Genomic DNA, 22,177 nt, shown 5'->3' with positions numbered 1-22,177 from the left:
CGTTAGTAATTTGTCAAGGTATGCTACCACGCTTGTCCGTCAAGGTATCTATTAGCTACCACTGCAGCGATGCATCCATCTCCAGCGGCTGTTACCATTTGTCTTACAGACTTTTCACGGGTATCCCCAATGGCAAATACACCTTCGATGTTAGTTTTCATATCATCGTTAGTAACTATATACCCATAATTCATATCAAGCTTACCTTCAAATATTTTTGTTTGTGGTATATATCCTACAAATATAAATACCCCAATCGGGTTATTATTATCACTTTTTAATTCTGTTAGCTCACCAGTCTTAACATTTTCTACAACAACTGATTTTGCTTCTTTATCACCTTTGATTTCATGAACTACAGAATCTAATACAAGTTTAACTTTTCCGTTAGCTTTTATTTTATCCACAACCACTTGACTTGCTCTAAATTGGTCACGTCTGTGAATTATAGTGACAGATTTTGCAAATTTAGTTAGATATAGGGCTTCTTCTAAAGCACTATCTCCTCCACCTACTACAAAAATATCTAGACCCATAAAGAATGGACCGTCACAAGTTGCACAATATGAAACTCCCATATTAGCAAATTCTTCCTCGCCTTTTACGTCAAGTTTTCTATGATCTGCTCCGGTAGATACTATAATTACTTTTGCTTCTAAAGTTTTACCATCTTCTGTATAAACTTTTTTAATTTCTCCTTCTAAGTTAACTTCTATTACATTTGTTGTTAAGAATTCACAGTATTCCTTAGCTTGATTATACATTCTATCTGATAAACCCATTCCAGTGGCTTCTTCCATTGATCCTGGATAATTTTCTACTGTTGCAGTTGTTGCTATTTGTCCACCTGGTATATTTTTTTCTATTATTAGAGTGTTCAGTTTTGAACGGCCTGCATAAAGACCTGCTGTAAGTCCTGCTGGACCTGCTCCTAAAATTATAATATCGTACATTTATTCTCCTAAAAATTAAAATTATTTTGTCTTAAAGCTTCATATAAGACTATAGTTACAGAATTAGCTAAATTTAAAGATCTGTCTATCTTTTTAGTCATTGGAATAGTAATGATTTTTTCATTATATTTATCAAGAATAGCTTGATTTATGCCTTCTTTTTCTCTACCAAAAATTAAATAATCTCCATCCTTAAATTCTACATCAGAATATTTTTTGTCAGTACCTGTTTCTACTAAGTAAAAATTTTTATCTTTTATAAATTCCAAAAACTCATCCATACTATCGTGAATGGTAAGATTTACTTTATTCCAATAATCAATACCTGCTTTTTTTAGTGCTTTATCTGAAAAATCAAATTTAAATGGCCTAACAAGATGAAGATTGGATTCTGTTAATACACTAGTTCTACCAATATTTCCTACATTTCCTGGATATTCTGGGGATAATAAAACTATATTAAACATTTGGATTTTCCTTATTATATTCTAATATTATATTTGCGGCTTCGCTTATTCCTGTACTATTATTATCAGACACTTTATAAGAAGCTATTTTTTTAACTTCAGCATTAGCATTGCCCATAGCAAAACCTAAATGAGATTTACTTATCATTGGTAAATCATTGAATGAATCCCCAATTGCAGCTACTTCGTTTACTTTTATACCCAAAAAATCAGTCAACTCTAAGATACCATTCCACTTATTAACAGCAGGCTCCATAATTTCTACTGATCCCCAACCTGATGAGGTAATATATAATCTATCTTTAAACTCATTTTCAATTATTTTAACTGATTTTTCTTCTCCATAAGGATGTTTTGCTAAGCATCCTATTAAAATTTTTGTTGCATTATGATCTTTTTGCTTTAACGTTTTGTAAGGATCTTCAGATATATTTATATTACATTGATAATTTAATCCATAATCTGTATCCCTTTTTAAATGTTCAAGTCTATCAAAATCTAAAGAATTTGAATAAAATGTATCCTCATCATAAAAATGATAAACAAATTTATGATTTTCACAAAAATCTATTATTTCTTTAAGATGCTTATCTTCTAAAGGATGAGTACTTAGAACTTTTTTGCTATTTACTTTTATAACAGCACCATTGTTTGCAATCATCGGATTATCTGTTTGAAGTATATCATTGTTAACTTTAAGAGAAGTCACTACTCTACCGCTACAAAGAACTGTCTTTACGCCAGATTCATTTAATTTTCTTATTGCCTCAATACTTGCTTCATTTATCCTATCTTTAGAATTTAGCAAAGTACCATCCATATCTATGGCAAAAAGTTTAATCATTATTACTCCTATAATATAAGCAAAGCTTACTTAGTTTACACTCAGAACATTTTGGACTACGAGCCTTACAAATAGCTCTACCATGGCTTATTAATTGCTTGTGAGTGAGATTCCATCTTTCTTCTTCTACATTCTTTTCTAATTGTTTTTCAGTTTTAGTTACATTATCTGCATCAGCTAGACCTAGCCTATTTGATACACGAAATACATGGGTATCTACTGGAAAAGCTGGTATATCAAAAGCATTTGCTAAGACAACATTAGCAGTCTTTACCCCTACACCTGGTAGTTTTATGAGTTCCTTTTTTTCCTTTGGGACTTCTCCATTATATTCATCTAAAAGGATTTGACTTGTGGCTTTTATATTTTTCGCTTTATTTTTGTATATACCTATAGACTTTATCCAATTTTCCAAGTCTTTTATGTCCATTTTAGCAAAGTCTTCTGGAGTATTAGCTTCTTTAAAAAGTTTACTTGTAACTAAATTTACTCTTACGTCAGTGCTTTGAGCTGAAAGTATGGTTGCTATGAGTCCTTCAAAAGGCGTTTCAAATTCCAACATATTTTCTGAAGGATCCTTATACATATCATCTAAAATATCTAAAACTTCTTTTATTTCTTCTTTTTTTAAAATATTATCACCTTATCCTTTATTAGGACTATACTATATATTTGTATAAAAAAATAAGTAATAATGGTATAATAAGTTTTTAGATATGAGGTGATTGAATGTTTAATTTAAAGAAAAAAAATTTAAAAGAACTTGATTTAATTTTGCTTTTTGCAACTTTAATTTTAAGTATCTATGGTCTAATTGTATTGTATTCGGCTCAAGGAGGAGATTTTTCAGCTATTAAAACGCAAATAGCTTCAACAGTGATTGGCTTTATATTAATAGCTGTACTTTGTACAATGGATCTTGATGTAATAAAAAAATCTTGGAAAGTAATTTATGCTATAAGTCTAGCTCTTTTAGTGATGACACTATTTTTGGGACGTGGACTAGATGAATGGGGAGCCAAATCTTGGGTTTATATAGGATCATTTTCCATCCAACCTTCAGAAATTGTAAAGGTTGGTTTGATATTTTCTTTTGCAGCCTACATTGATAAGTATAAGGATAAGCTAAATGAACCTCTTATTCTTTTAAGAGTGTTAATATTTGCTGCAATACCTGTTGGTCTTATTTTATTACAACCTGACTTTGGTACAGCAATGGTTTATCTTTTCTTCATTGCTGCTATGCTTTTTGTAGCAGGAATTTCTTGGAAATGGATAGGGTTATTTGCAGTAATTGGACTTATAGGAGGATATATACTTTTGACTAATCTGTCTGGCTTTAGAGCTGATAGAATTCAAAACTTCCTAAATCCTTCACGTGATATTTCAGGATCAAACTGGCAACAATATCAAGGTATGATAGCCATAGGATCTGGAATGCTTAATGGACGAGGATTTCTAAAAGGTAGTCAGTCTCAATACGGATATATCCCTGAAAAAGAAACAGATTTTATTTTTTCTGTTCTAGCTGAAGAACTAGGTTTTATTGGTGCTATAATTCTTGTAATATTATTTACCATTATAATTATTAGATTGGTAATGATAGCTCGTAAATCTAATAATACTTTTATAACTATTATGGTAACAGGTGTAGCAGCAATGCTTTTCATACATATATTTGAAAACATTGGTATGACTATAGGAATCATGCCCGTAACAGGTATTCCACTTCCACTATTATCTTCTGGAGGTACTTTCCAATTAATTTGTTTGATTCTAATAGGTCTAGCCTTAACAGCCTCTATGCAAAAATCATATAGGGATCCAGACTCGTTGGATTATGAAACTATGAACGTTATTGATCCTAAATTGGTAAGTAACAGTAAAAAACTTGCTAACAAAAGTCAAATTTAACTGAAATTAATTAGGTTATTCTGCCATATGGTAATTTAAATTAGAACATAGCAGCATGATCTGTTACAAAAATATGAATAGTTATCATCCCTTCATTAGAAGAAGTTCTCCTAGGAAATTATTTATATAGCCTGCCATCTCGTGGAGAGAAAATTTCTGTATAGGTTCTTCTAATGATTTTGGGACGATTCATTCATTCTACAATAGCCCCATTAATATTTTTTATTCTTATAATCTTTCTAATTAATTTAATAATCTTCATTTTTAAAAATTTCTAGAACTATATGATCTTAGTTTTTGGACGGATATTTTAACTATAAAACATACTAATCTTTCATTGTACAAAAATAGTGCAAGATAGGACTCACTTCCTTTTCTTACACTATGTGGTCATTTACTATCTATCAAAGGGCTCTAAAAAAATAATAAAATATAAAATTATCTTTCAAACCACTCTTTCATAGTTCTCATAACTTTTCTAAGTTCATCTTCACTTATTACATAAGGCACCATGGAATAAATATACTTTATAAAAGGTCTTGCAAATACTCCTCTTTTATAAGCAAATTCTTGAAAACCACGAATGTCTTTTTCATCTTTTACTTCAATACAAACGCATCCACCCATAACCCTTACTTCTTCTATCTTAGGATGTGTGAATCCAGCCATCTCTTCTCTTTGTATCTCTTCTATTTTCTTTATTTTTTCCATAAAATTTTCTTCTTCAAAAATTTCTATTCCACTAATTGCTACTGAACAAGCTAATGGGTTTGCCATAAATGTTGGACCATGCATTAGCGCATGAGTTGGATCGTCGTCGTAAAAGGCATCAAAAACTTTTTTATTTGCAACTGTAGCTGCATGACCAATGTAACCTCCAGTTAGCGCCTTTCCTAAACATATTATATCTGGCAAAACTAAATCTGCTACAAATCTATTTCCAGTTCTACCAAAACCTGTTGCTACTTCATCAAAAATTAAAAGTACATTATACTCATCACAAAGCTCTCTGGCTCTTTCTAAGAAGGAAATATCATACATCCTCATTCCACCAGCTCCTTGAAGGAGTGGTTCAACTATAAATGAATTTAATCTATCCCCATATTTTTCAAAAGCATCTTCTAATGCATCAATTTCTGTTGGAATGTGAACTACATATTTGCTCTTTCCATAGGCCTTTAAAACAAAGTGATAATCTTCATCATCTCCCACTTCCATAGTTTTAAAAGTATCTCCATGATAAGCATGATTAAGTGCGAGAATCATTGTTCGATCTTCTTCACCTTTATTCATATAAAATTGAAGTGCCATTTTAAGAGCTACTTCAACTGCAACAGATCCAGAGTCAGAAAAGAAAGGGTAATCTAAATCTCCAGGCAAGAATTCTTTTAATTTATTAGAAAGAGTTTCTACAGGTTCATGAGTAATTCCACCAAGCATGACATGAGAAAATTTATTTACTTGATTTATAATTGATTCATTTAATCTTTCATTTTTATAACCATAGATATTACTCCACCATGAAGAAACAGAGTCTATCATTTTGTTATCTTCTGTGTAAAGATAAACTCCCTTAGCATCAACAACTTTGTAGGGATCTTTCATTGTTTTCAATTGTTCATAAGGATACCAAATCATAATAACTCCTATTCATAAATTCTCTTTAAATCTTCGACATCGATGTCAAGGTCTTTATCATTCTTTTTAACACAGGCAATAACCTTTGATCCCGTCATGTATTCGCACATTTTTATATTGTCTTCTTGCAATAAATCTCCTGTTATAAAGTTATTAAAAATTATTCCTTTTAAATCTATATTATTTTCTTTCATATAAAAAGCTGTTAGTACAACATCATTTATAGTTCCAAGCCCTGCATCTGCTACTATAACACAAGAAATATTAGATTTTTTTATAAAGTCTTCTAAAAATATTTTTTCCTCATCAAAGCGAAGAGGACATAAAATCCCACCTGAACCTTCTAAAGTTATATAATCATATTTATTTTTAAGCTTTTCAAAATTTTCTATTACTACATCTAAATCAACTGGATTTCCTTCTATTTGTGATGCCAAATGAGGTGATACTGCCTTCTCATAAATGTAAGGGCTCATTGTATCTAAAGACTGTTCAATATTTGCAAAATCTTTTATAAATTTTGCATCACCTGGAATAAGCTGACCTTTTTCATCTCTTTCATTCCCACTCATTGCCGCCTTATAGTATCCTGATTTTAAATTAGCTTCAGCTAATTTTTTTACCATAAGACCTGCCACATAAGTCTTTCCTATTTCAGTTCCAGTTCCTGTTACAAAAACGTTTTTACTCAATTTTTCCTCCTTTTAATTAAATCCTTTGTTTACCATTGGAATAAGTCTTTTACCAAGTATTGCCCCCAAGATACAAAGAAGAATATCTCCTGGTATTGCAAGTATAAAGCAATATAAAATAAGTGCCTTTACTCCAATTGGCGATCCTAAATAAAAATTACTAATTAAGTAATAATAAATCATCCCAATAGCATAAAGTATAAAAAGACCTGCAAAGTTTGCAATAAGAAGTCTTTTCATACTTGGATTTTTTTCTTTATTAGCGATCTTCCCTGTAACATAAGTCGAAAATACAAAACCTATTATGTACCCAAAACTTGGTTTAAAAACGTATCCAATTCCGCCGCCCTCAGTAAATACAGGAATACCTATAAGACCTAATATTATGTAAACGATTACAGAAGTGGCGCCAAGTTTTGGTCCTAATAATAATCCTGCAAGCATTGTAAATAATAGTTGCAGTGTGAATGGCAAAACTGGAATTGGTATTCTTATAAAAGTTCCAACAATAATTAATGCTACAAACAAAGAGCACAAAACTAAATCTCTTACTTTTGAAATTTTCAAATATTTCCTCCATAGTTATTATTTTGAACATTTACCTTAAATAAGCTATCATCAAAAAGTAGTTTTGTCAACTCATTATTCATTTAGGTCCATTATTTGCAAAAAAAAGAGAGCAAAATACTGCTAATTAATCAGCAGCATTTTTTTGATCTCTAATTTTTTTATCCTTAACCATCTTAGTTTTTGAAAATTCTTCTCTTTCTTTTTCTTCAATCAAAGCAGAAATTGTTTTTATTCTTTCCTCTGTCTTGGGAATTTGAACTTTTTCCAGAGAGTTTACTTTCTTACTTGTCTTTTTTATTTGTCTATCAAGGTTATTAATTGTAGTATCAAGCTCTGCAAGCTTATAAATTTTATCTTTAAGTTCATTAAACGATAACAAAGCTACATCAAACGCCTCATTTGTTTCATAAAATGAATAAGATAAATTTAATTTAGATGGCTCAAAATTTATGTTATAAATTTTTGTTTGCATAAATTCATCTTCTTGCAAACTTATACTATTATCTACTGGTACAATTCTTGATATGTCATCAAGTTTCGATTCCCCCATAGTAATCATAGCGCGTTTAAAATTTTTGCTAACTTTTTCTATTGTTTCATTTACTTCTTCATTTAAGTCATCCCTTTGTTTTATTTTGCTATCATGCGCTTGAATGAGTGCTTTTCTAGACTTATCTAGTATATCTAACCCACCCTGCAATAAGCTTAGATGATCTTTTGCAGCAATTAAATTGGCCTTGGTAGGAGCTGTAGATTTTATTTCCATAATTAATTACCTATGAATTTATCAAGATTTTCTGGACTTACCCTATGAAGTTCTGTTCTTGGTAAGATTTTTAGGATTTCCCAACCTAAATCTAAACTTTCCTCAAGTTCTCGATTTTCAGTAGGTTGTTGAGATAAAAATCTTTTTTCAAATTCATCACCAAATTCAAGATACTTTTTATCTATATCTGACAGATCATCTTCACCAACTATCTGAGCAATATTTCTAACTTCTCCAACATGAGAATATGATTCATAAATTTGGTTCATCAAGTCTTCATGGTCTGCTCTTGTATATCCTTCACCAATACCATCTTTCATAAGCCTTGAAAGTGATGGTAAAACATTTATTGGTGGGTAAATTCCTTTGTTGTATAAAGATCTATCAATTACTATCTGTCCTTCAGTAATATAACCTGTGAGATCTGGTACTGGGTGAGTAATATCATCGTTAGGCATTGTTAAAATTGGTATAAGTGTTACCGATCCATCTACATCTCTAATCATACCAGCCCTTTCATATAAAGTAGCAAGATCAGAATACAAGTATCCTGGATACCCCTTACGGGAAGGGACTTCTTGTCTAATTGAAGATACTTCACGCAAAGCTTCTGAATATGATGTCATATCTGTAATTATTACTAAAACATGGTATCCTTTTTCATAAGCTAAATATTCTGCAGCAGTTAATGCGCATTTTGGAGCTATAAGTCTTTCCATAATTGGACTATCTGCTAGGTTTTGATACATAACAACCTTGTCACGTACACCTGCTTTATTAAAAGCGTCTTCAAAAAACATAGCTTCATCTTTTTTAATTCCCATAGCAGCAAAAACAAAAGCAAAGTCTTCATCAGTTTTAAGTTTTGCTTGTCTTACTATTTGGGCTGCAATTTGATTATGTGATAAACCATATCCGGAAAATATTGGTAATTTTTGTCCACGAATTAGAGTTGTTAGCGTATCTATCGCTGATATTCCCGTTTGTATAAAGTCTCTTGGATACTCACGAGCAACTGGATTTAGTGGCTCACCTTCAACTGAATAATTTTTTTCAGAATAGATTTCTCCACCATTATCTATTGGGCGAGCAAGCCCGTCAAATGTACGACCCAAAATCTTTTCATTAAGTGGGATTGCAAGAGGTTTTTCCTCAAAACTTATTACTATATCATCAAGAGAAAAGTCTTGTGTATTACCAAAAACCTCAATTGATATAGTTTCATCATCTATTTTAACAACTTGTCCTACAAAATCCATTCCTAAAGCGTGAACAGAAACAACAGCATTATAAGTTACATCTGCTACATTTTCTATTTCAATAATTGAGGATTCGATTCTTTTAACTTTTGTATATTCTTTACGCATTAATTTCGCCTCCTCCAAGACCTAGGAAATGTGATTCAAGTTTATTGTTTAAAACTGTAAATTTATCTAAATCATCATTTTTTATATTATATTTCATTTGAGTAATATCATTAATTATTTTAGGATCATACACTCTATTATATGGAATACCATTTTTAATTGCTTCATCTGATTTATGATAATAATTCTCTATTACTTTTAACATTTTTATTTGTTTTTCTAGTGGCACATATTTATCAGTATCATTGTAAGCGTTCTGTTGCAAAAATCCTACTCTAATTAATTCTGCAACATCAAGAATATTTCTTTGACTATCAGATAGGGCATCTTTACCTACTAACATTAATATTGAGCTAACTTCTTCTTCTTGTAATAAGACATTCATTAACTCATTGCGTACACCAATTATATCTTCACCAGTTTCTTCTTGGTAATATGATCTAATGGTATCCACATAATTTGAGTATGAAGTCATCCAGTTAATAGCTGGATAATGACGTGAATATGCTAATTTTCTATCTAAGCCTAAAAATACATTTACAGCCCTTCTGGTATTTTCGGTTACTGGTTCTGAGAAATCTCCTCCAGATGGTGAAACAGCTCCTATAAGTGTTACTGATCCATCAGATCCATTTAAGTTTGTAAAATATCCTGCTCTTTCATAAAATTGAGATAATCTAGATCCTAGATAAGCTGGGTAGCCTTCTTCTGCTGGGATTTCCTCCAAACGTCCAGAAATTTCACGTAAGGCTTCTGCCCATCTTGATGTTGAATCAGCCATTAAAGCTACGTGATAACCCATATCTCTAAAATACTCAGCAATAGTAATTCCAGTATAAATAGAAGCTTCACGAGCAGCTACTGGCATATTTGATGTATTTGCTATAAGGATTGTTCTTTCCATCAAACCGTAACCAGTATTTGGATCTATAAGTTCTGGGAATTCTTCAAGTACTTGGGTCATTTCGTTACCACGTTCACCACAACCTATGTAGATAATAATATCTGCATCTGCATACTGAGCAAATTGGTGTTGAAGCATAGTTTTTCCAGTACCAAATCCTCCCGGAATAGCTACTGTACCACCTTTTGCAACTGGAAAAAATACATCTAATACTCTTTGTCCTGTATTAAGTAAAAGCTCTAATGGTCTTACTTTTTTTACTGGACGTGGATTTCTAACTGGCCAGTATTGATATAGCTTAAGCTCCTCAATACCTTCATTGGTTTTTACTTTAACTATAGTATCTTCTAGTTTATAAGTGCCTGATGCTTTTACCTCACTGATAGTTCCATCAACAGTACTCATTAACCTATGCTCGATAGTTTTTGTTTCCTTGATAGTAGCATAAATATCGCCAACATGAATGGATTCACCATCTTTAACTTTTATATCAACATCCCATTCTTTTTCTTCATCAAGGTTAGTAAATCCAATACCTGATGGTATAAAGGCTCCATTCTCATCCATTATTTTTTCAAGTGGTCTTTCTATACCATCAAACATATTCTTTAAAAGACCTGGACCAAGTCTTACGGAAAGCGGTCTGTGTGTAGATATAATAGGTTCATTTGCTCGAAGTCCAGAAGTATCTTCATAAACTTCTATAGTAGCAAAATCACCATCTACCGAGATTACTTCACCGATAAGTTTAAGGTCACCGACACTTACCATTTCACGAATTTTAAGATCACCAGCATTTTTTGCGATTACTACTGGTCCATTTATTGTTTTAATTGTTGGATTCATTAAAACTCTCTTTCTCAAACAGATTATATAAAGTTCTTCCTATATCATATTTTTCTTCCTCAATTTTTTTTAGGTAGGTGTAATTATATTGGTAGGATCCATCAATGGATTTTAATATAAAACCACCTATATATTTTTCATCTAAGTGACCTAAATGAGGATAGGATATAAGATTCATATCTTCTTTTCTTACTAAGATTTCAAAATTATCACTAGATTCATTTAATTCCTCTAATTTTTTTTCTATGTTAGTAGATAAAGAATTTTTATACTCATCTGTTTTTGTATATTCTATCAATTTCTCTTTTATTTCACCCACTAATTCATTGAGTAAGAATTCCTTGTGGGCATAAAAGTTTGTCTTTTGTTCTTCTTCAAGTTTTGCTATTCTTTCATTTCCACGAATAGTGGCAAAGCTTTTACGAGATTCTAGAGTATTCTTTAAATCTTTTTCAAGTTTTTGTTTCTTTTCTTCTATTTGTTGACTATTTATATTAGTAGAATTGTATAATTGTTCTTCACTTCTTGCTTTTTCTTCATCCCAAACCATCTTTCTAAAGGTTGAGAGTTTTGCATTTAAATCTAGCATATTACCTCCAATTAACCGTCTATGACTACTATCAAAGGAATACTTTCGCTTTCCCTATGAGCCCTAACTTCTTTTTCTATCCAAGACTTGGTGGTTGTTGTAAGTATTAAAACAGCAAGATTTTCATCTTTTATGGATGCTCTAAACTCCTCATCCATCTCTTCTGGATTATTTACTAGGCTTCCTTCAATAGACCCAAGTCTAAACATTACTATAAGACTTGGGTCATTAGTTAATATTTTTGCCTTCATTTTATGCGTTTAAGATTAATATTGAGATAATAACACCAAAGATAGCAATACCTTCTGCTAGACCTACAAAGATTATTGTACGTCCAAGTATTGATTGATCTTCAGAAATAGCACCTAAAGCTGCTGAACCTACTGTACCTACAGCATAACCAGTACCTATAGTTGCAAGTCCTGTTGATAATGCTGCACCAATATATCTAAGTCCATCTACATTGCTTGCAGTACTTCCTGCTGCTACAGCTGCGTCAGTTGCTGCTGCTTTTGTATTTGATGGTAGAAGTAAAACTAAAATCATAGCCATTACTGGCACAAAAGTTGATAAGTTTATTCTAAGTGCTTTTTTAATCTTATCTTTTGATGGATCTTCATTTGTTTTTAGTAGGTATAAACCTGAGTAAATTGTAATAACTACAACTGCTAATGCTAACATTCCTATTTTTAATATCATATTCTTTTCCTCTCTAATTAATTTTCTTTAGTTCTAATTGGTCTAAATAATCGACCATTTCCTTCATAATACTTGCTGAACATTTCATAAAATTCTAGTCTTAATCCTTGAATGAATACTATCATTCCTTCAAGACCTATTATTAATAGGTTACCCAGAAGTAAGATTACTCCACCCCAGAATCCACCAGCAAGATTCGCCATAACCTCAAAAGCCATATATAAACCAACGTGGTTTATAGCAAAAGCTCCAACTCTTGTAAAAGATACAAGATTTGAAAATACTGATAAAAGTGCTTCTATAATTGAAAATGAACTTTCTATATAGTAATCGCTCTTATTTGAATCGTAAAGTCTTTTTGATCCTGTAATCTTTCTTGCAATTGGTTGCTTAAATACCATCATTATTATTGAAAGTATAAGCATAACAGTACCAATAGGCATTGGTATCGGACTTTTATTTACAAGATTCAGTACTATTATGATAAATGAAATCATCATCATAAGTCCTGCAAGTCCTTCTTTACCAAAGATACCTTCTTCTATATTATTTTGTTTGCTAACCTTATTATAAATACCTATGATATATGAAATTACCATAAGACTTACACCAAATACAACTGAGGCGATAAGAACAGTCATTACATTATCAAATGGTTTTATAAGTAGGGCAGGAATTAAATCTTCCTTACCAAAAAATGAACCATACATCAGTCCAAAAACAGATGCAGATATCCCTATTCTTTTAAGAAGAGCGCCATAGGTTTTATTTTTCTTATAAATATAAAAACCTAAAGCTAAAAACACTAATCCCTGACCTAAATCTCCAAACATTAGTCCATACAAGAGCATATAAGTTATTGCAAAAAATGGAGTTGGATCAACTTCATCATAATTGGGAGCTCCATACATATTTACTAAATATTCAAAAGGTCTAAATAAAGGATTATTTTTTAACCTTGTTGGTGGTTGTTCATTGACTGTTTCAACATCACGAGTTGTCACAGTTGTATCTTTATATTCATTCTCTAAAGATTCAAACTCTTTTAGCTCAGATTCTGGAACCCATCCTGATAAGTAAAAATAGTCATCCCCTTTAGCCATCTTTGTCTTTAGCTGATCAGACTTTTTAGTATAATCTAGAGAATATGAGAGATTGCCTAAGACATCTTCATATTGGCTATTAATAGCATCAATTTGCTTATTAATCTCACTTAACTCATCTGAGGTTTTCTTAGCCTCTTCATTTATTTTTGAGATTACAAAGTCTTCTGGAAGTTCTTTATCAACAAAACCTAGAGTGTTTATAGATCTTGATACATCTTTTTTTACCTTTTCTGGATAAACCAATAAGTAATTTTCTTTTCCTGAAGAAGATTTCTTATCTTTTTTACGTTTATGTTTTTTATTATTTTCTACTTGTTTACTTTCACTAGCTATTTTAGTATTTGGATATTTTTTAGATAAGTCTTCAATAACATTTAAATCAGATTCTGGAACCTGAGCTGAAAAATAAAAATACTTATCACCAAATGCCATGCTATTTTCATAGGCGCTAGCTTCTTTGCTAAAATTTAAGTTATAGGATAGATTATCTATTACATCATTATATCTTTGTTTTAAATCATCAATTTTTTGATTTATAGCATTAAGCTTTTCATTATTTTCAACGATTTGACTTTCAATATCATATTCTTTGATATTTTCTGGTAACTCATTGTCAATAAATCCTAGTGAATTTATAGTTCTATTTATATCTTTTTTTACGTTTTTAGCGTATACAAGTAGATAATCTTCTCCATTATTTAGTCTAATATCATCATTTTGTGTGAATTCTTGATTATCTGCCATTACTTTAAATTTTCCTTAATTACTATTATCATCGATTAAATAACCGACAATTTTGTTAACAACATCATCTTTATATTTTTTATAGATATTATCCATATAGTTTATCCTTGATTGATAATCGGCATTAATTGTATTTGCTTTATCATTAGATTCATTCATAATATCATTATAAATTTTATTAGATTGCTCATGTGTTTTTTTACTGTAATCTTGGTCTAAACTCAAAGAGACATTTCTAGTATTATTTTTTTCATTCTCAAGAATATTATCTGTTTGAGTTTTTAGTTTATAAGTAGCTTCATCAAGGGAATAGATTTCATCAAGTGCATTTAAACTTGCTCTATCTACATTTCCATCTAAATGGATTATTAATGATGGTATATTATCATAATTATTTTTCAGTATAAACCTACCATCTTCTGTTACTGAACCATATCTATAATCGAAATATTTCAAATCTTGAATTTTTTCAATATCAATATCATGTTCTTTAAGAGCGTCAATATTTTCTTTATAAATATTAAGCTTTTTAGATTTTTCTTCTAATTCTTGTTTTTTTGCTAATAAAGTTTCAAGCTCATCATAGAGGGCATTTACCCTTTCATGATCCACAAGTTTTCCATTTGGATTATCGGATACATTTAAAGAATTTTTTAATTCCTCTAGTTTTTCTACATAGCCATCTTCGTTTCTGTCAAATCCTGATAATTTATTGATATCTTCAGCAATATCAACATTTTCAGCACTAGCTGTAATGTTAAAAGTCCTATTAGTAACTTGGTTAAAGGCATCAACTGGTTCAATGTCTCCAATTTTTATTACATCTTCTAAAAAGCTGTCCAAATTATTCAGGTCTGATATCATATTTACCAGATACATTTTTTCAACTGCCATTATTACCTCACTATCAAATATTCCATGCGTTCGTCAGCTGTAAAACTATCATCTAGTTCTAACAATGATTCTATATTCTCTCCACTAATAAAAATTATATTCATAGCTGAAATTACATAAAGGATATCTGATCTTTGTCGGGTTATCTCACCTCTATAAAGCTTCAGTTCTCTCTTACGCACTTCTTTATGAATACGGCCATTATTATCAAAAAGAGTCTTATACTTGCTTGATTTCATTTTCTTTAAGAAATCTTCTTTAGATAAAAGAGATAATTCCTTAAGTCTTTGACCATTAAAGGTATTGCCACCTTCTATCAAATAATTAAATATATCACTATCATTTAAATTATAATAGGATTTTAACCTATAAAGCATCTCAAAGTTTAATAAATTTATCTCCTCACCCAAAAAGTTTTCAATAAGTTTTCGCTCTTTGAGTGGAAATTTTTTAGCAAGTTTAAGTAAAATCCTGTAATAAAACTTCATCAATGCATTTGATGATAAAAAAATTACAGAATCCTTCTCCATATTTTTATTTAAATATGGCACTAATGTTCGGTAGTATCTACTATTTTTATTCTTTTCAATAAAAGTTTCCAAGTTCATACTTGGATCTAAATTAAAGTTTTTTGCTAATGGGTTAGATGAAAAGTTTATATAATTTCGCTCAAAATTTTTATTTACTAAAGATTCTATTATCTCTTGTAAAAATAGTATTTCATATTTTGAAAAATAAAGATTGAAAAAATCACTTTCTAATCCCTTTAAGAAATAATCTATACTTTTTAGTTCTTTATACATATTTCTAAAGTTACTATCTTCTAAGCTTTTCTTATCCATCTTATTATCTATTGAAGGATATTTTTTAGATAATATATCAATCTTTTTGGATAAATCACTTTCATTAGCAAGACTTATATAAAGATCATTATCTGGAATTTTACCCATTTTTGCTTTTGATTTTACTAATACATCTCTCATTTATCGCCTCTTTTCTCCTATAACATTAAGATAATAACACTATCAAGATAACAATTAAAGGATAATAAATAATGTATATTTTTTATAATCTAATTGATTATTGGTTAACTAAATCTCCTGATATAGTAAATGAAGTATTGTCTGTTATTTTAACCTTAACAATCTCACCAATAAGTTCTTTTGGAGCCTTTACATGAACCAATTTAAAAGTATCTGTCCTACCTGTCAAAACACTTGAATCATTCTTAGACTCTGATTCTAATAATACATCAACAATACGCCCAATGTATTCTTTATTTTTTTCGTTAAAGGTTGGATATAGTTCATCTAAAAGTCTTTGGAATCTATCTTGAACAATTTTATCATCTATAATTGGGTAGGTAGCTGCAACTGTTTTTGGCCTTGGTGAATATTTAAAGGTGAAAGCTGAGTCAAATCCTACCTTACGGCAAGCTTGAAGAGTCTTTTGAAAATCTTCTTCTGTTTCTGTAGGAAATCCTACAATAATATCAGTTGATAAAGCTATGCCTGGAATCTCTTCCTTTAATTTATTTGCCCTTTCTAGGTATTTTTCAATCGTATAGTGTCTATTCATTTTTTTAAGAACACTATTAGAACCAGATTGCATAGGTAAATGGAAATAATTGCATACATTATCATTATCACGGATAACATCAATTAATTCATCTGATAAATCTTTAGGATGACTTGAAGTAAATCTTATTCTTTCTACTCCAGGAATTTTCGCCACACGAGCTAGAAGTTCAGGAAAAGTGAAATCATAATTTGCCTTATTACCATAGGAATTAACATTTTGTCCTAAAAGGGTGATTTCTTTAAATCCTTGATCTACTAGATATTCAACTTCTTCTATAATGGTGTATGGACGTCTAGATTCTTCACGCCCTCTAGATTCTGGAACTATACAATAAGTACAATAATTATCACATCCACGCATTATATTTACATAGGCTTGAAAATCATTAGTAGCATTATATTTTTCAAAATCATCTTTTACATCATCTGTAGATATATCAATTACTCTTTCATTTGTTTCCAAATATCTAAATATTAAATCAGCAAGAGAGTTTATATTCTTGGTACCAAAAATTATATCTACTTCTGGATGTTTGTCTATTATTACACCTCTAGCTGTTGTAGTTTGCATCATACAGCCAGATACAGCAATTATTTTCTCTGGATTTTCTTTCTTTAATTTTTTAAGAGAAGATACCTGACCATATAACTTTAGCTCAGCATTCTCACGAACTAAGCAAGTATTAAAAAGTATAAAGTCTGCATCTTCTCTATTACTTGTATAAGTATAACCTAGATCTTCTAAGATATAAGAAATTCTCTCAGAATCATGTTCATTCATCTGACAACCGAAAGTTGTTATATTATATTTCTTACCCTCAAAATAATCTTTATATTTTTCTTTTTGTAAATTTTGCATATGTCCTCACTTAAAAAAAGAAGATGACCGAAATCATCTTCTTTATTTTTTTGTTATTATAGATATTAATATTCTGTTTCTTCTTCATCAGAATTACTAGCTGCTTGATCTTCATCTTCAGAATCTAATGTAACTATATCTTCATCAACTTTTTCCTCAGTATTTTCTGCTGAATCAAAGTCATCAATAACATTGTCAACTTCAGAATCATCTGAAATTAGATCGCCACCTTGTTCGAATAAAGCTTGTTCTAGTAAATTACCAAGATTATTATTTAAATCATCATCAGAACTGAAGTTTTGAGAATTATTTCTTTCAGATTTTCTTCTTTGTCTATTTTCATTTCTTCTGTTGTTATTGTTTTCTCTTCTTGGTTTTCTTTCTGGTCTTTCTGGAGCTTCTTCAAGTTGTTTGATTGATAAACCAATTTTTTCTTCTTCTTTATCTAAGGAAATGATTTTAACTTGAATTTCATCTCCAATGTTTAATTCGTCAGATGGTTTTTCAACGTGATCCCAAGAAATCTCTGATACATGAACTAATCCTTCAACACCATCCGCAACTTCTACGAAAGCACCAAAGTCTAATAAATTAACAACCTTGCCTGTTACAATATCACCAATTTCATGTTCATTTACAAATGAATCGAATGGTTTATCTAATAGTTGTTTACGACCAAGTGAGATTCTATTTTTCTCTTTGTTAAGTTTAAGTATCTTAACTTCGATTTTATCTCCAACGTTTAAAACATCTGATGGTACTTCTACTCTTGTCCATGCAATATCAGATACGTGTAATAATCCGTCAAGACCATTTACTTCTACAAAGGCACCAAAGTCTGTAAGTCTTGCAACTTCTCCTTCGATTACTTGTCCTTCTTCAAGTTCATCCCATCTATCTTCTAACTCATCTTCAAGAACATCTTTACGAGATAAAACTAATCTATTTTTACGTTCATCAATTGAAACAATTTTAAGGTCCCAAGTTTCTCCAACAAATTTCTTGAAGTTTTTAACAAAATATGTAGCTACTTGACTAGCTGGTATAAATCCGCTTATTCCATTAACATCAACTGTAAGTCCGCCTTTGTTAAATCCTGAAACTGTACCTTCTACTAATTCATCATTTTCATATTTATTAAGAAGTTCTTTCCAGCTTTTCATGCCTTGAACTCTTCTTGTTGATAATGCTACATTACCTTCACCGTCATCTAGTTTGATAACATACACATCAATATCAGTTCCAACTTCAAAATGATCTTTAGGATTTTCGCTTTCTTCTTCTGTCATTTCGTCAAGTTTTATGATTCCGTCTGCACGATATTGTATATCAACAAAAACCTCATCATCTTTCACATCGATTACTGTTCCTGTCACAATATCTTTTGGATAGATTTTCTTTAAACTATCTTCAAGACTATTCATAAAATCTTCTTTTGTAAATTCGTCCATCTTTCTAACTACCTCCTCAATAATCTCATCAGGTGTTGACGCACCAGCGATTATTCCAATTTTATTAAATTCAGAGAGCTTTTGCAAAGGTAGATCTTTAACAGTCTCAATCCTAAAAACATTTTTATTATACTTACTTGCTACTTGATATAGCTTGTTAGTATTAGAACTATTAAAACCACCAACTACAATCATGCAATCTACCTCTTTAGATAAGTCTTTTGCAGAATCTTGTCTAAGCTTTGTAGCATTGCATATTGTGTTTTCTATTACTACACTACCACTATTTCCTTTGAGCGTATTTGCAATATTGTAGTAAAAATCCTTTCTATTTGTAGTTTGGCTTACCACATAGATAGGTTTTTCACTTTTAACATTTTTTGCTTCAGTCTCATCTGTAACTATTATACCATTTTTTAAATAAGAGTCCATAGCTTTTATCTCTGGATGCTCTCTATCACCTACTATTACAACTTGGTACCCTTCATCTTCTTTTTGTCTTATCTTTTTATATATATTATTTAAGACTGGACAAGTTGCATCTAGAATTTCATTATTATTTTCTATAAGCGCTTTTTTAAAGTCTGCACTTTCTCCATGGGCTCTTATAACTATCAACGAATCTTTGATATCTAGAGCTTTTTTCTTAGTTATTAGCTTAAGTCCTTGTTTTTCATAAGACTTTACAAGTTGCGGATTGTGGATTAAGGGGCCTACTGTATATTTTTCTTTATTACTTTCAAGTGCTTCGTTTGCTAGATCAACCGACCTACTTACTCCAAAACAAAAGCCCGAATTATCTGCTATAATTATCTCCATTTATATCACTTCCTAACTTAACCTAGATTGATATATCCCTTTATATATTTCATCAGTAATATCTTTCATAGCTTCTTTTGATTTTAGGGATAGGTATTGATCAATTTTTATTGGTTTATTTATCTTTATAATTGTTTTTTGGAACGGCTTATATGATGAAATAATTTCTATTGGCACTAAATCACATTTTGCCTTTAGTGCTATATATGATACTCCTTCTTTGAGATTAGAACGTGAAATTTCATCTACTCTAGTGCCTTCTGGGAATATTCCTAGAGTCTGATTATCATTAACCAATCCAATAGCATATTTCATTGATTTTAAATCTCTACCTTCTCTATTTATAGGAAAGACACCTAGTTTTCTTAAAAAACCTCCTAGTAATGGATTAGTAAATAGTTCTTTTTTACCCATAAATCTAATAGGCCAGGTCATCATTATTGCAATAAATACCGGATCCCAATTTGACCAGTGATTGGCACATAAAATAAATCCATTATCTTCTGGTAAGTTTTCTGTACCTCTTAGCTCTAGTCTAAATAGAGGTCTTATAAAGACCTTAACAAATACTCTTAAAAATCTATACAACATCATCTTTTTCCATATTATCTAATATAGTTTTTACAGTTTCTTCAATTGTCTGATTTGAATTATCTATTTCTATGGCATCATCTGCTTTTTTAAGAGGAGATATAGCGCGAGTAGAATCATACAAGTCTCTTTGAATTATCGCTTGCTCTAATTCATCAATACTAAGCCCTGACTCATTTTGAAAAAAGCGCCTAATTGCTCTTTGATGAGTATTTGCTGTCAAATAAAATTTATACTTTGCATTCGGAAATACTACTGTACCTATATCTCTTCCATCAAGAACAAAGGATTTTTCATTAGCAATTTCTCTTTGCATTTCAACTAGTCTTTGTCTAACTAATCCATTGGCAGAAACCCAAGATACATTTTTTGTGACAAGGTCAGTTCTAATATCCCCTTCTACATTTTCTCCATTAATATAGATGTTATTTTCTATAAAATCTATATTAATGTCATCTAAAGCTTCTGATATTTTGCAATCCCTAGCATCTTCTTTAATATTATTATCTAAAAAATACTTAGTAACTGCCCTATACATGGATCCTGTGTTTAAATATTCTATTTTTAATATCTCTGCTAATTTTACAGAAATTGTTGACTTACCTGAACCACTTGGTCCATCTATTGCTAAAATATAAGTCATATCTTCTCCTTAATTGCTTTTGCTGCAGCAAATCCAGTAGTAAAGGCTATTTGCAAATTAAAACCACCTGTTAAGCCATCGACATCTAAAACTTCCCCTATAAAATAAAGATTAGGAACTAATTTTGATTCCATTGTCTTGGGGTTTATTTCTTTTACACAAATCCCTCCACGAGTAATTGTTGCAGTATTATATCCACCAAATTTATCAAAATATAGACTAAAATCTTTTATATTTTCAATTATAGTTAACCTTTCTTCCTTAGTAATCTGACCTGTCTTTTTATCGTCTCTTATTCTTGCTCTAGATAAGATAGGCTTTATTAGAGCTTGAGCAAGTAATCCTTTTAAAATATTTGAAATATCTTTATTTGGATTTTTATCAAATATTTCTATCAATTCTAAATCTAAATCGTAAAAGTTCTTTTCTACCAAGTCAATACTTACTTCAAAAACTTTTTTATCAACTATAAAAGAAGATAAGCTTAAAATAGCAGGTCCAGTCAAAAAGTTTTTGCTTATCAATACTGATCCATGTTGACTAAACACACCCTCATTAGTTTTTGCACTTATCTTAACATTATCTAAATTTAAAGCTTTGATATGATCTAAATCTTTGTCCTTAAAAAATATGGGTACAAGTGATGGATAAGTTTTATCTATCTTATGTCCAAAATTTTTTGCAAAAATATAGCCATCTCCACTAGAGCCAGTATTTGGATAAGAAAGAGCTCCTGTAGCTATTATAAGATATTCAAATTCATATGTTCTATCTTCAGTACTAACTTTAAAAATCTTATCTTTTTTAATATCTACAACCCTAGCTTCACTAATAAGTTTTATATTTTTCTCCATTAATTCTTTTTCGAAAAATTTAACTATATCTGAAGATCTTTGGCTTTTGGGAAATACTCTTCCATTTTCTTCAGTAAATAATTCTATGCCATGACTTTGATAAAAGTCCATAGTTGAATAATTATCGTGCATAGAAAATGAAGAAAACATGAATTTCTTATTTCTAACTATATTATCTAAAAATTCATCATAAAACATTGCATTGGTAATATTACATCTACCATTGCCAGTCATCAAAAGCTTTTTACCTATACTATCATTTTTCTCAAGTAGAGTTATATCTGTACTCTCATTTGCTAAATTAAGAGCAGCATATAGACCACTGGCCCCTGCTCCTATTATTCCTATTTTTTTCATATGCTATAAAAACTTTACCATAAAAAAAGA

22 protein-coding genes are annotated in these 22,177 nt (G+C 30.4%); 1 reads left to right on the top strand and 21 read right to left on the bottom strand.

The features are described 5' to 3' along the window. Positions 1 to 23 precede the first annotated feature (23 nt). Genes trxB through nth form a run of 4 tightly spaced genes read right to left on the bottom strand, consistent with a single transcriptional unit; the run spans position 24 to position 2,898 of the window. Entirely contained in the window at positions 24 to 953 is a 930-nt protein-coding gene (trxB, locus tag J2Z39_RS03860; protein ID WP_209813868.1) for a thioredoxin-disulfide reductase, read from the bottom strand. Positions 954 to 961: 8 nt separating this feature from the next. After that, entirely contained in the window at positions 962 to 1,420 is a 459-nt protein-coding gene (locus J2Z39_RS03855; protein WP_209813867.1) for a tRNA (cytidine(34)-2'-O)-methyltransferase, read from the bottom strand. Then, on the bottom strand, positions 1,413 to 2,264 hold the full coding sequence (locus J2Z39_RS03850) for an HAD family hydrolase (RefSeq protein WP_209813866.1): 852 nt from the start codon (positions 2,262 to 2,264) through the stop codon (positions 1,413 to 1,415). Before J2Z39_RS03850 ends, J2Z39_RS03855 begins: the two co-directional genes overlap by 8 nt. After that, positions 2,257 to 2,898, bottom strand: coding sequence for an endonuclease III (gene nth / locus J2Z39_RS03845; RefSeq protein WP_288222857.1), 642 nt, complete (start codon positions 2,896 to 2,898; stop codon positions 2,257 to 2,259). Before nth ends, J2Z39_RS03850 begins: the two co-directional genes overlap by 8 nt. 95 nt (positions 2,899 to 2,993) lie before the next feature. On the opposite strand from nth, the gene rodA reads away from it, so the two are divergent. Further along, positions 2,994 to 4,178: a rod shape-determining protein RodA gene (gene rodA, locus J2Z39_RS03840; protein ID WP_209813863.1), complete on the top strand. Its 1,185-nt coding sequence runs from the start codon at positions 2,994 to 2,996 to the stop codon at positions 4,176 to 4,178. 438 nt (positions 4,179 to 4,616) lie between these two features. On the opposite strand, the gene bioA is transcribed toward rodA, so the two are convergent. From bioA to J2Z39_RS03755, 17 genes are all read right to left on the bottom strand, one after another. After that, entirely contained in the window at positions 4,617 to 5,816 is a 1,200-nt protein-coding gene (bioA, locus tag J2Z39_RS03835; protein ID WP_209813861.1) for an adenosylmethionine--8-amino-7-oxononanoate transaminase, read from the bottom strand. Positions 5,817 to 5,824: 8 nt separating this feature from the next. After that, the gene (gene bioD, locus J2Z39_RS03830) at positions 5,825 to 6,508 is read right to left on the bottom strand and encodes a dethiobiotin synthase (protein WP_209813859.1); all 684 of its coding nucleotides are present in this window, start codon (positions 6,506 to 6,508) and stop codon (positions 5,825 to 5,827) included. A gap of 12 nt (positions 6,509 to 6,520) precedes the next feature. Further along, entirely contained in the window at positions 6,521 to 7,075 is a 555-nt protein-coding gene (locus tag J2Z39_RS03825) for a biotin transporter BioY (protein ID WP_117521420.1), read from the bottom strand. Between the two features lie 127 nt (positions 7,076 to 7,202). Further along, positions 7,203 to 7,844: a V-type ATP synthase subunit D gene (locus J2Z39_RS03820; RefSeq protein ID WP_117521418.1), complete on the bottom strand. Its 642-nt coding sequence runs from the start codon at positions 7,842 to 7,844 to the stop codon at positions 7,203 to 7,205. Positions 7,845 to 7,846: 2 nt separating this feature from the next. Beyond that, on the bottom strand, positions 7,847 to 9,211 hold the full coding sequence (locus J2Z39_RS03815) for a V-type ATP synthase subunit B (protein ID WP_117521416.1): 1,365 nt from the start codon (positions 9,209 to 9,211) through the stop codon (positions 7,847 to 7,849). Further along, positions 9,204 to 10,961: a V-type ATP synthase subunit A gene (locus J2Z39_RS03810; RefSeq protein ID WP_209813857.1), complete on the bottom strand. Its 1,758-nt coding sequence runs from the start codon at positions 10,959 to 10,961 to the stop codon at positions 9,204 to 9,206. The genes J2Z39_RS03815 and J2Z39_RS03810 overlap by 8 nt, the downstream gene beginning before the upstream one ends. Then, positions 10,945 to 11,550: a V-type ATP synthase subunit E gene (locus J2Z39_RS03805; protein ID WP_209813856.1), complete on the bottom strand. Its 606-nt coding sequence runs from the start codon at positions 11,548 to 11,550 to the stop codon at positions 10,945 to 10,947. The genes J2Z39_RS03810 and J2Z39_RS03805 overlap by 17 nt, the downstream gene beginning before the upstream one ends. An 11-nt stretch (positions 11,551 to 11,561) precedes the next feature. Next, the gene (locus J2Z39_RS03800; protein ID WP_117521410.1) at positions 11,562 to 11,801 is read right to left on the bottom strand and encodes a V-type ATP synthase subunit F; all 240 of its coding nucleotides are present in this window, start codon (positions 11,799 to 11,801) and stop codon (positions 11,562 to 11,564) included. A gap of 1 nt (position 11,802) precedes the next feature. Beyond that, positions 11,803 to 12,249 carry an ATP synthase subunit C gene (locus J2Z39_RS03795; protein ID WP_117521409.1) on the bottom strand — a complete coding sequence of 149 codons (447 nt, stop codon included), beginning with the start codon at positions 12,247 to 12,249 and terminating at the stop codon, positions 11,803 to 11,805. 17 nt (positions 12,250 to 12,266) lie between these two features. After that, positions 12,267 to 14,099, bottom strand: coding sequence for a V-type ATP synthase subunit I (locus tag J2Z39_RS03790; protein ID WP_209813854.1), 1,833 nt, complete (start codon positions 14,097 to 14,099; stop codon positions 12,267 to 12,269). Between the two features lie 15 nt (positions 14,100 to 14,114). Beyond that, positions 14,115 to 14,993 carry a V-type ATP synthase subunit I domain-containing protein gene (locus tag J2Z39_RS03785; protein ID WP_209813853.1) on the bottom strand — a complete coding sequence of 293 codons (879 nt, stop codon included), beginning with the start codon at positions 14,991 to 14,993 and terminating at the stop codon, positions 14,115 to 14,117. Between the two features lie 2 nt (positions 14,994 to 14,995). Beyond that, complete coding sequence (locus J2Z39_RS03780; RefSeq protein WP_209813851.1) at positions 14,996 to 15,976, bottom strand: V0D/AC39 family V-type ATPase subunit; 981 nt, start codon at positions 15,974 to 15,976, stop codon at positions 14,996 to 14,998. Positions 15,977 to 16,073: 97 nt separating this feature from the next. Then, the gene (gene miaB, locus J2Z39_RS03775; protein WP_117521403.1) at positions 16,074 to 17,432 is read right to left on the bottom strand and encodes a tRNA (N6-isopentenyl adenosine(37)-C2)-methylthiotransferase MiaB; all 1,359 of its coding nucleotides are present in this window, start codon (positions 17,430 to 17,432) and stop codon (positions 16,074 to 16,076) included. A gap of 65 nt (positions 17,433 to 17,497) precedes the next feature. Beyond that, positions 17,498 to 19,702: a bifunctional 4-hydroxy-3-methylbut-2-enyl diphosphate reductase/30S ribosomal protein S1 gene (locus J2Z39_RS03770; protein ID WP_117521401.1), complete on the bottom strand. Its 2,205-nt coding sequence runs from the start codon at positions 19,700 to 19,702 to the stop codon at positions 17,498 to 17,500. 12 nt (positions 19,703 to 19,714) lie between these two features. Next, positions 19,715 to 20,293 carry a lysophospholipid acyltransferase family protein gene (locus tag J2Z39_RS03765; RefSeq protein ID WP_117521399.1) on the bottom strand — a complete coding sequence of 193 codons (579 nt, stop codon included), beginning with the start codon at positions 20,291 to 20,293 and terminating at the stop codon, positions 19,715 to 19,717. Then, a complete protein-coding gene (gene cmk, locus J2Z39_RS03760; RefSeq protein ID WP_209813850.1) occupies positions 20,283 to 20,936 on the bottom strand; it encodes a (d)CMP kinase in 654 nt (217 codons plus the stop codon). Before cmk ends, J2Z39_RS03765 begins: the two co-directional genes overlap by 11 nt. Next, on the bottom strand, positions 20,933 to 22,147 hold the full coding sequence (locus J2Z39_RS03755) for a BaiN/RdsA family NAD(P)/FAD-dependent oxidoreductase (protein ID WP_117521395.1): 1,215 nt from the start codon (positions 22,145 to 22,147) through the stop codon (positions 20,933 to 20,935). Before J2Z39_RS03755 ends, cmk begins: the two co-directional genes overlap by 4 nt. Positions 22,148 to 22,177 lie beyond the last annotated feature (30 nt).

Source organism: Anaerococcus nagyae (genome assembly GCF_017874535.1).
Classification (GTDB): Bacteria; Bacillota; Clostridia; order Tissierellales; family Peptoniphilaceae; genus Anaerococcus; species Anaerococcus nagyae.
Note: the sequence above shows the minus strand (reverse complement) of the source record. Positions and strands in the feature narration are given on the sequence as shown.

Coding starts and splice junctions, on each gene's coding strand:
- trxB (WP_209813868.1), bottom strand. CDS start 953: ATGTACGATATTATAATTTTAGGAGCAGGTCCAGCAGGACTTACAGCA.
- J2Z39_RS03855 (WP_209813867.1), bottom strand. CDS start 1,420: ATGTTTAATATAGTTTTATTATCCCCAGAATATCCAGGAAATGTAGGA.
- J2Z39_RS03850 (WP_209813866.1), bottom strand. CDS start 2,264: ATGATTAAACTTTTTGCCATAGATATGGATGGTACTTTGCTAAATTCT.
- rodA (WP_209813863.1), top strand. CDS start 2,994: ATGTTTAATTTAAAGAAAAAAAATTTAAAAGAACTTGATTTAATTTTG.
- bioA (WP_209813861.1), bottom strand. CDS start 5,816: ATGATTTGGTATCCTTATGAACAATTGAAAACAATGAAAGATCCCTAC.
- J2Z39_RS03820 (WP_117521418.1), bottom strand. CDS start 7,844: ATGGAAATAAAATCTACAGCTCCTACCAAGGCCAATTTAATTGCTGCA.
- J2Z39_RS03815 (WP_117521416.1), bottom strand. CDS start 9,211: ATGCGTAAAGAATATACAAAAGTTAAAAGAATCGAATCCTCAATTATT.
- J2Z39_RS03810 (WP_209813857.1), bottom strand. CDS start 10,961: ATGAATCCAACAATTAAAACAATAAATGGACCAGTAGTAATCGCAAAA.
- J2Z39_RS03805 (WP_209813856.1), bottom strand. CDS start 11,550: ATGCTAGATTTAAATGCAAAACTCTCAACCTTTAGAAAGATGGTTTGG.
- J2Z39_RS03800 (WP_117521410.1), bottom strand. CDS start 11,801: ATGAAGGCAAAAATATTAACTAATGACCCAAGTCTTATAGTAATGTTT.
- J2Z39_RS03795 (WP_117521409.1), bottom strand. CDS start 12,249: ATGATATTAAAAATAGGAATGTTAGCATTAGCAGTTGTAGTTATTACA.
- J2Z39_RS03790 (WP_209813854.1), bottom strand. CDS start 14,099: ATGGCAGATAATCAAGAATTCACACAAAATGATGATATTAGACTAAAT.
- J2Z39_RS03785 (WP_209813853.1), bottom strand. CDS start 14,993: ATGGCAGTTGAAAAAATGTATCTGGTAAATATGATATCAGACCTGAAT.
- J2Z39_RS03780 (WP_209813851.1), bottom strand. CDS start 15,976: ATGAGAGATGTATTAGTAAAATCAAAAGCAAAAATGGGTAAAATTCCA.
- miaB (WP_117521403.1), bottom strand. CDS start 17,432: ATGCAAAATTTACAAAAAGAAAAATATAAAGATTATTTTGAGGGTAAG.
- J2Z39_RS03770 (WP_117521401.1), bottom strand. CDS start 19,702: ATGGAGATAATTATAGCAGATAATTCGGGCTTTTGTTTTGGAGTAAGT.
- J2Z39_RS03765 (WP_117521399.1), bottom strand. CDS start 20,293: ATGTTGTATAGATTTTTAAGAGTATTTGTTAAGGTCTTTATAAGACCT.
- cmk (WP_209813850.1), bottom strand. CDS start 20,936: ATGACTTATATTTTAGCAATAGATGGACCAAGTGGTTCAGGTAAGTCA.
- J2Z39_RS03755 (WP_117521395.1), bottom strand. CDS start 22,147: ATGAAAAAAATAGGAATAATAGGAGCAGGGGCCAGTGGTCTATATGCT.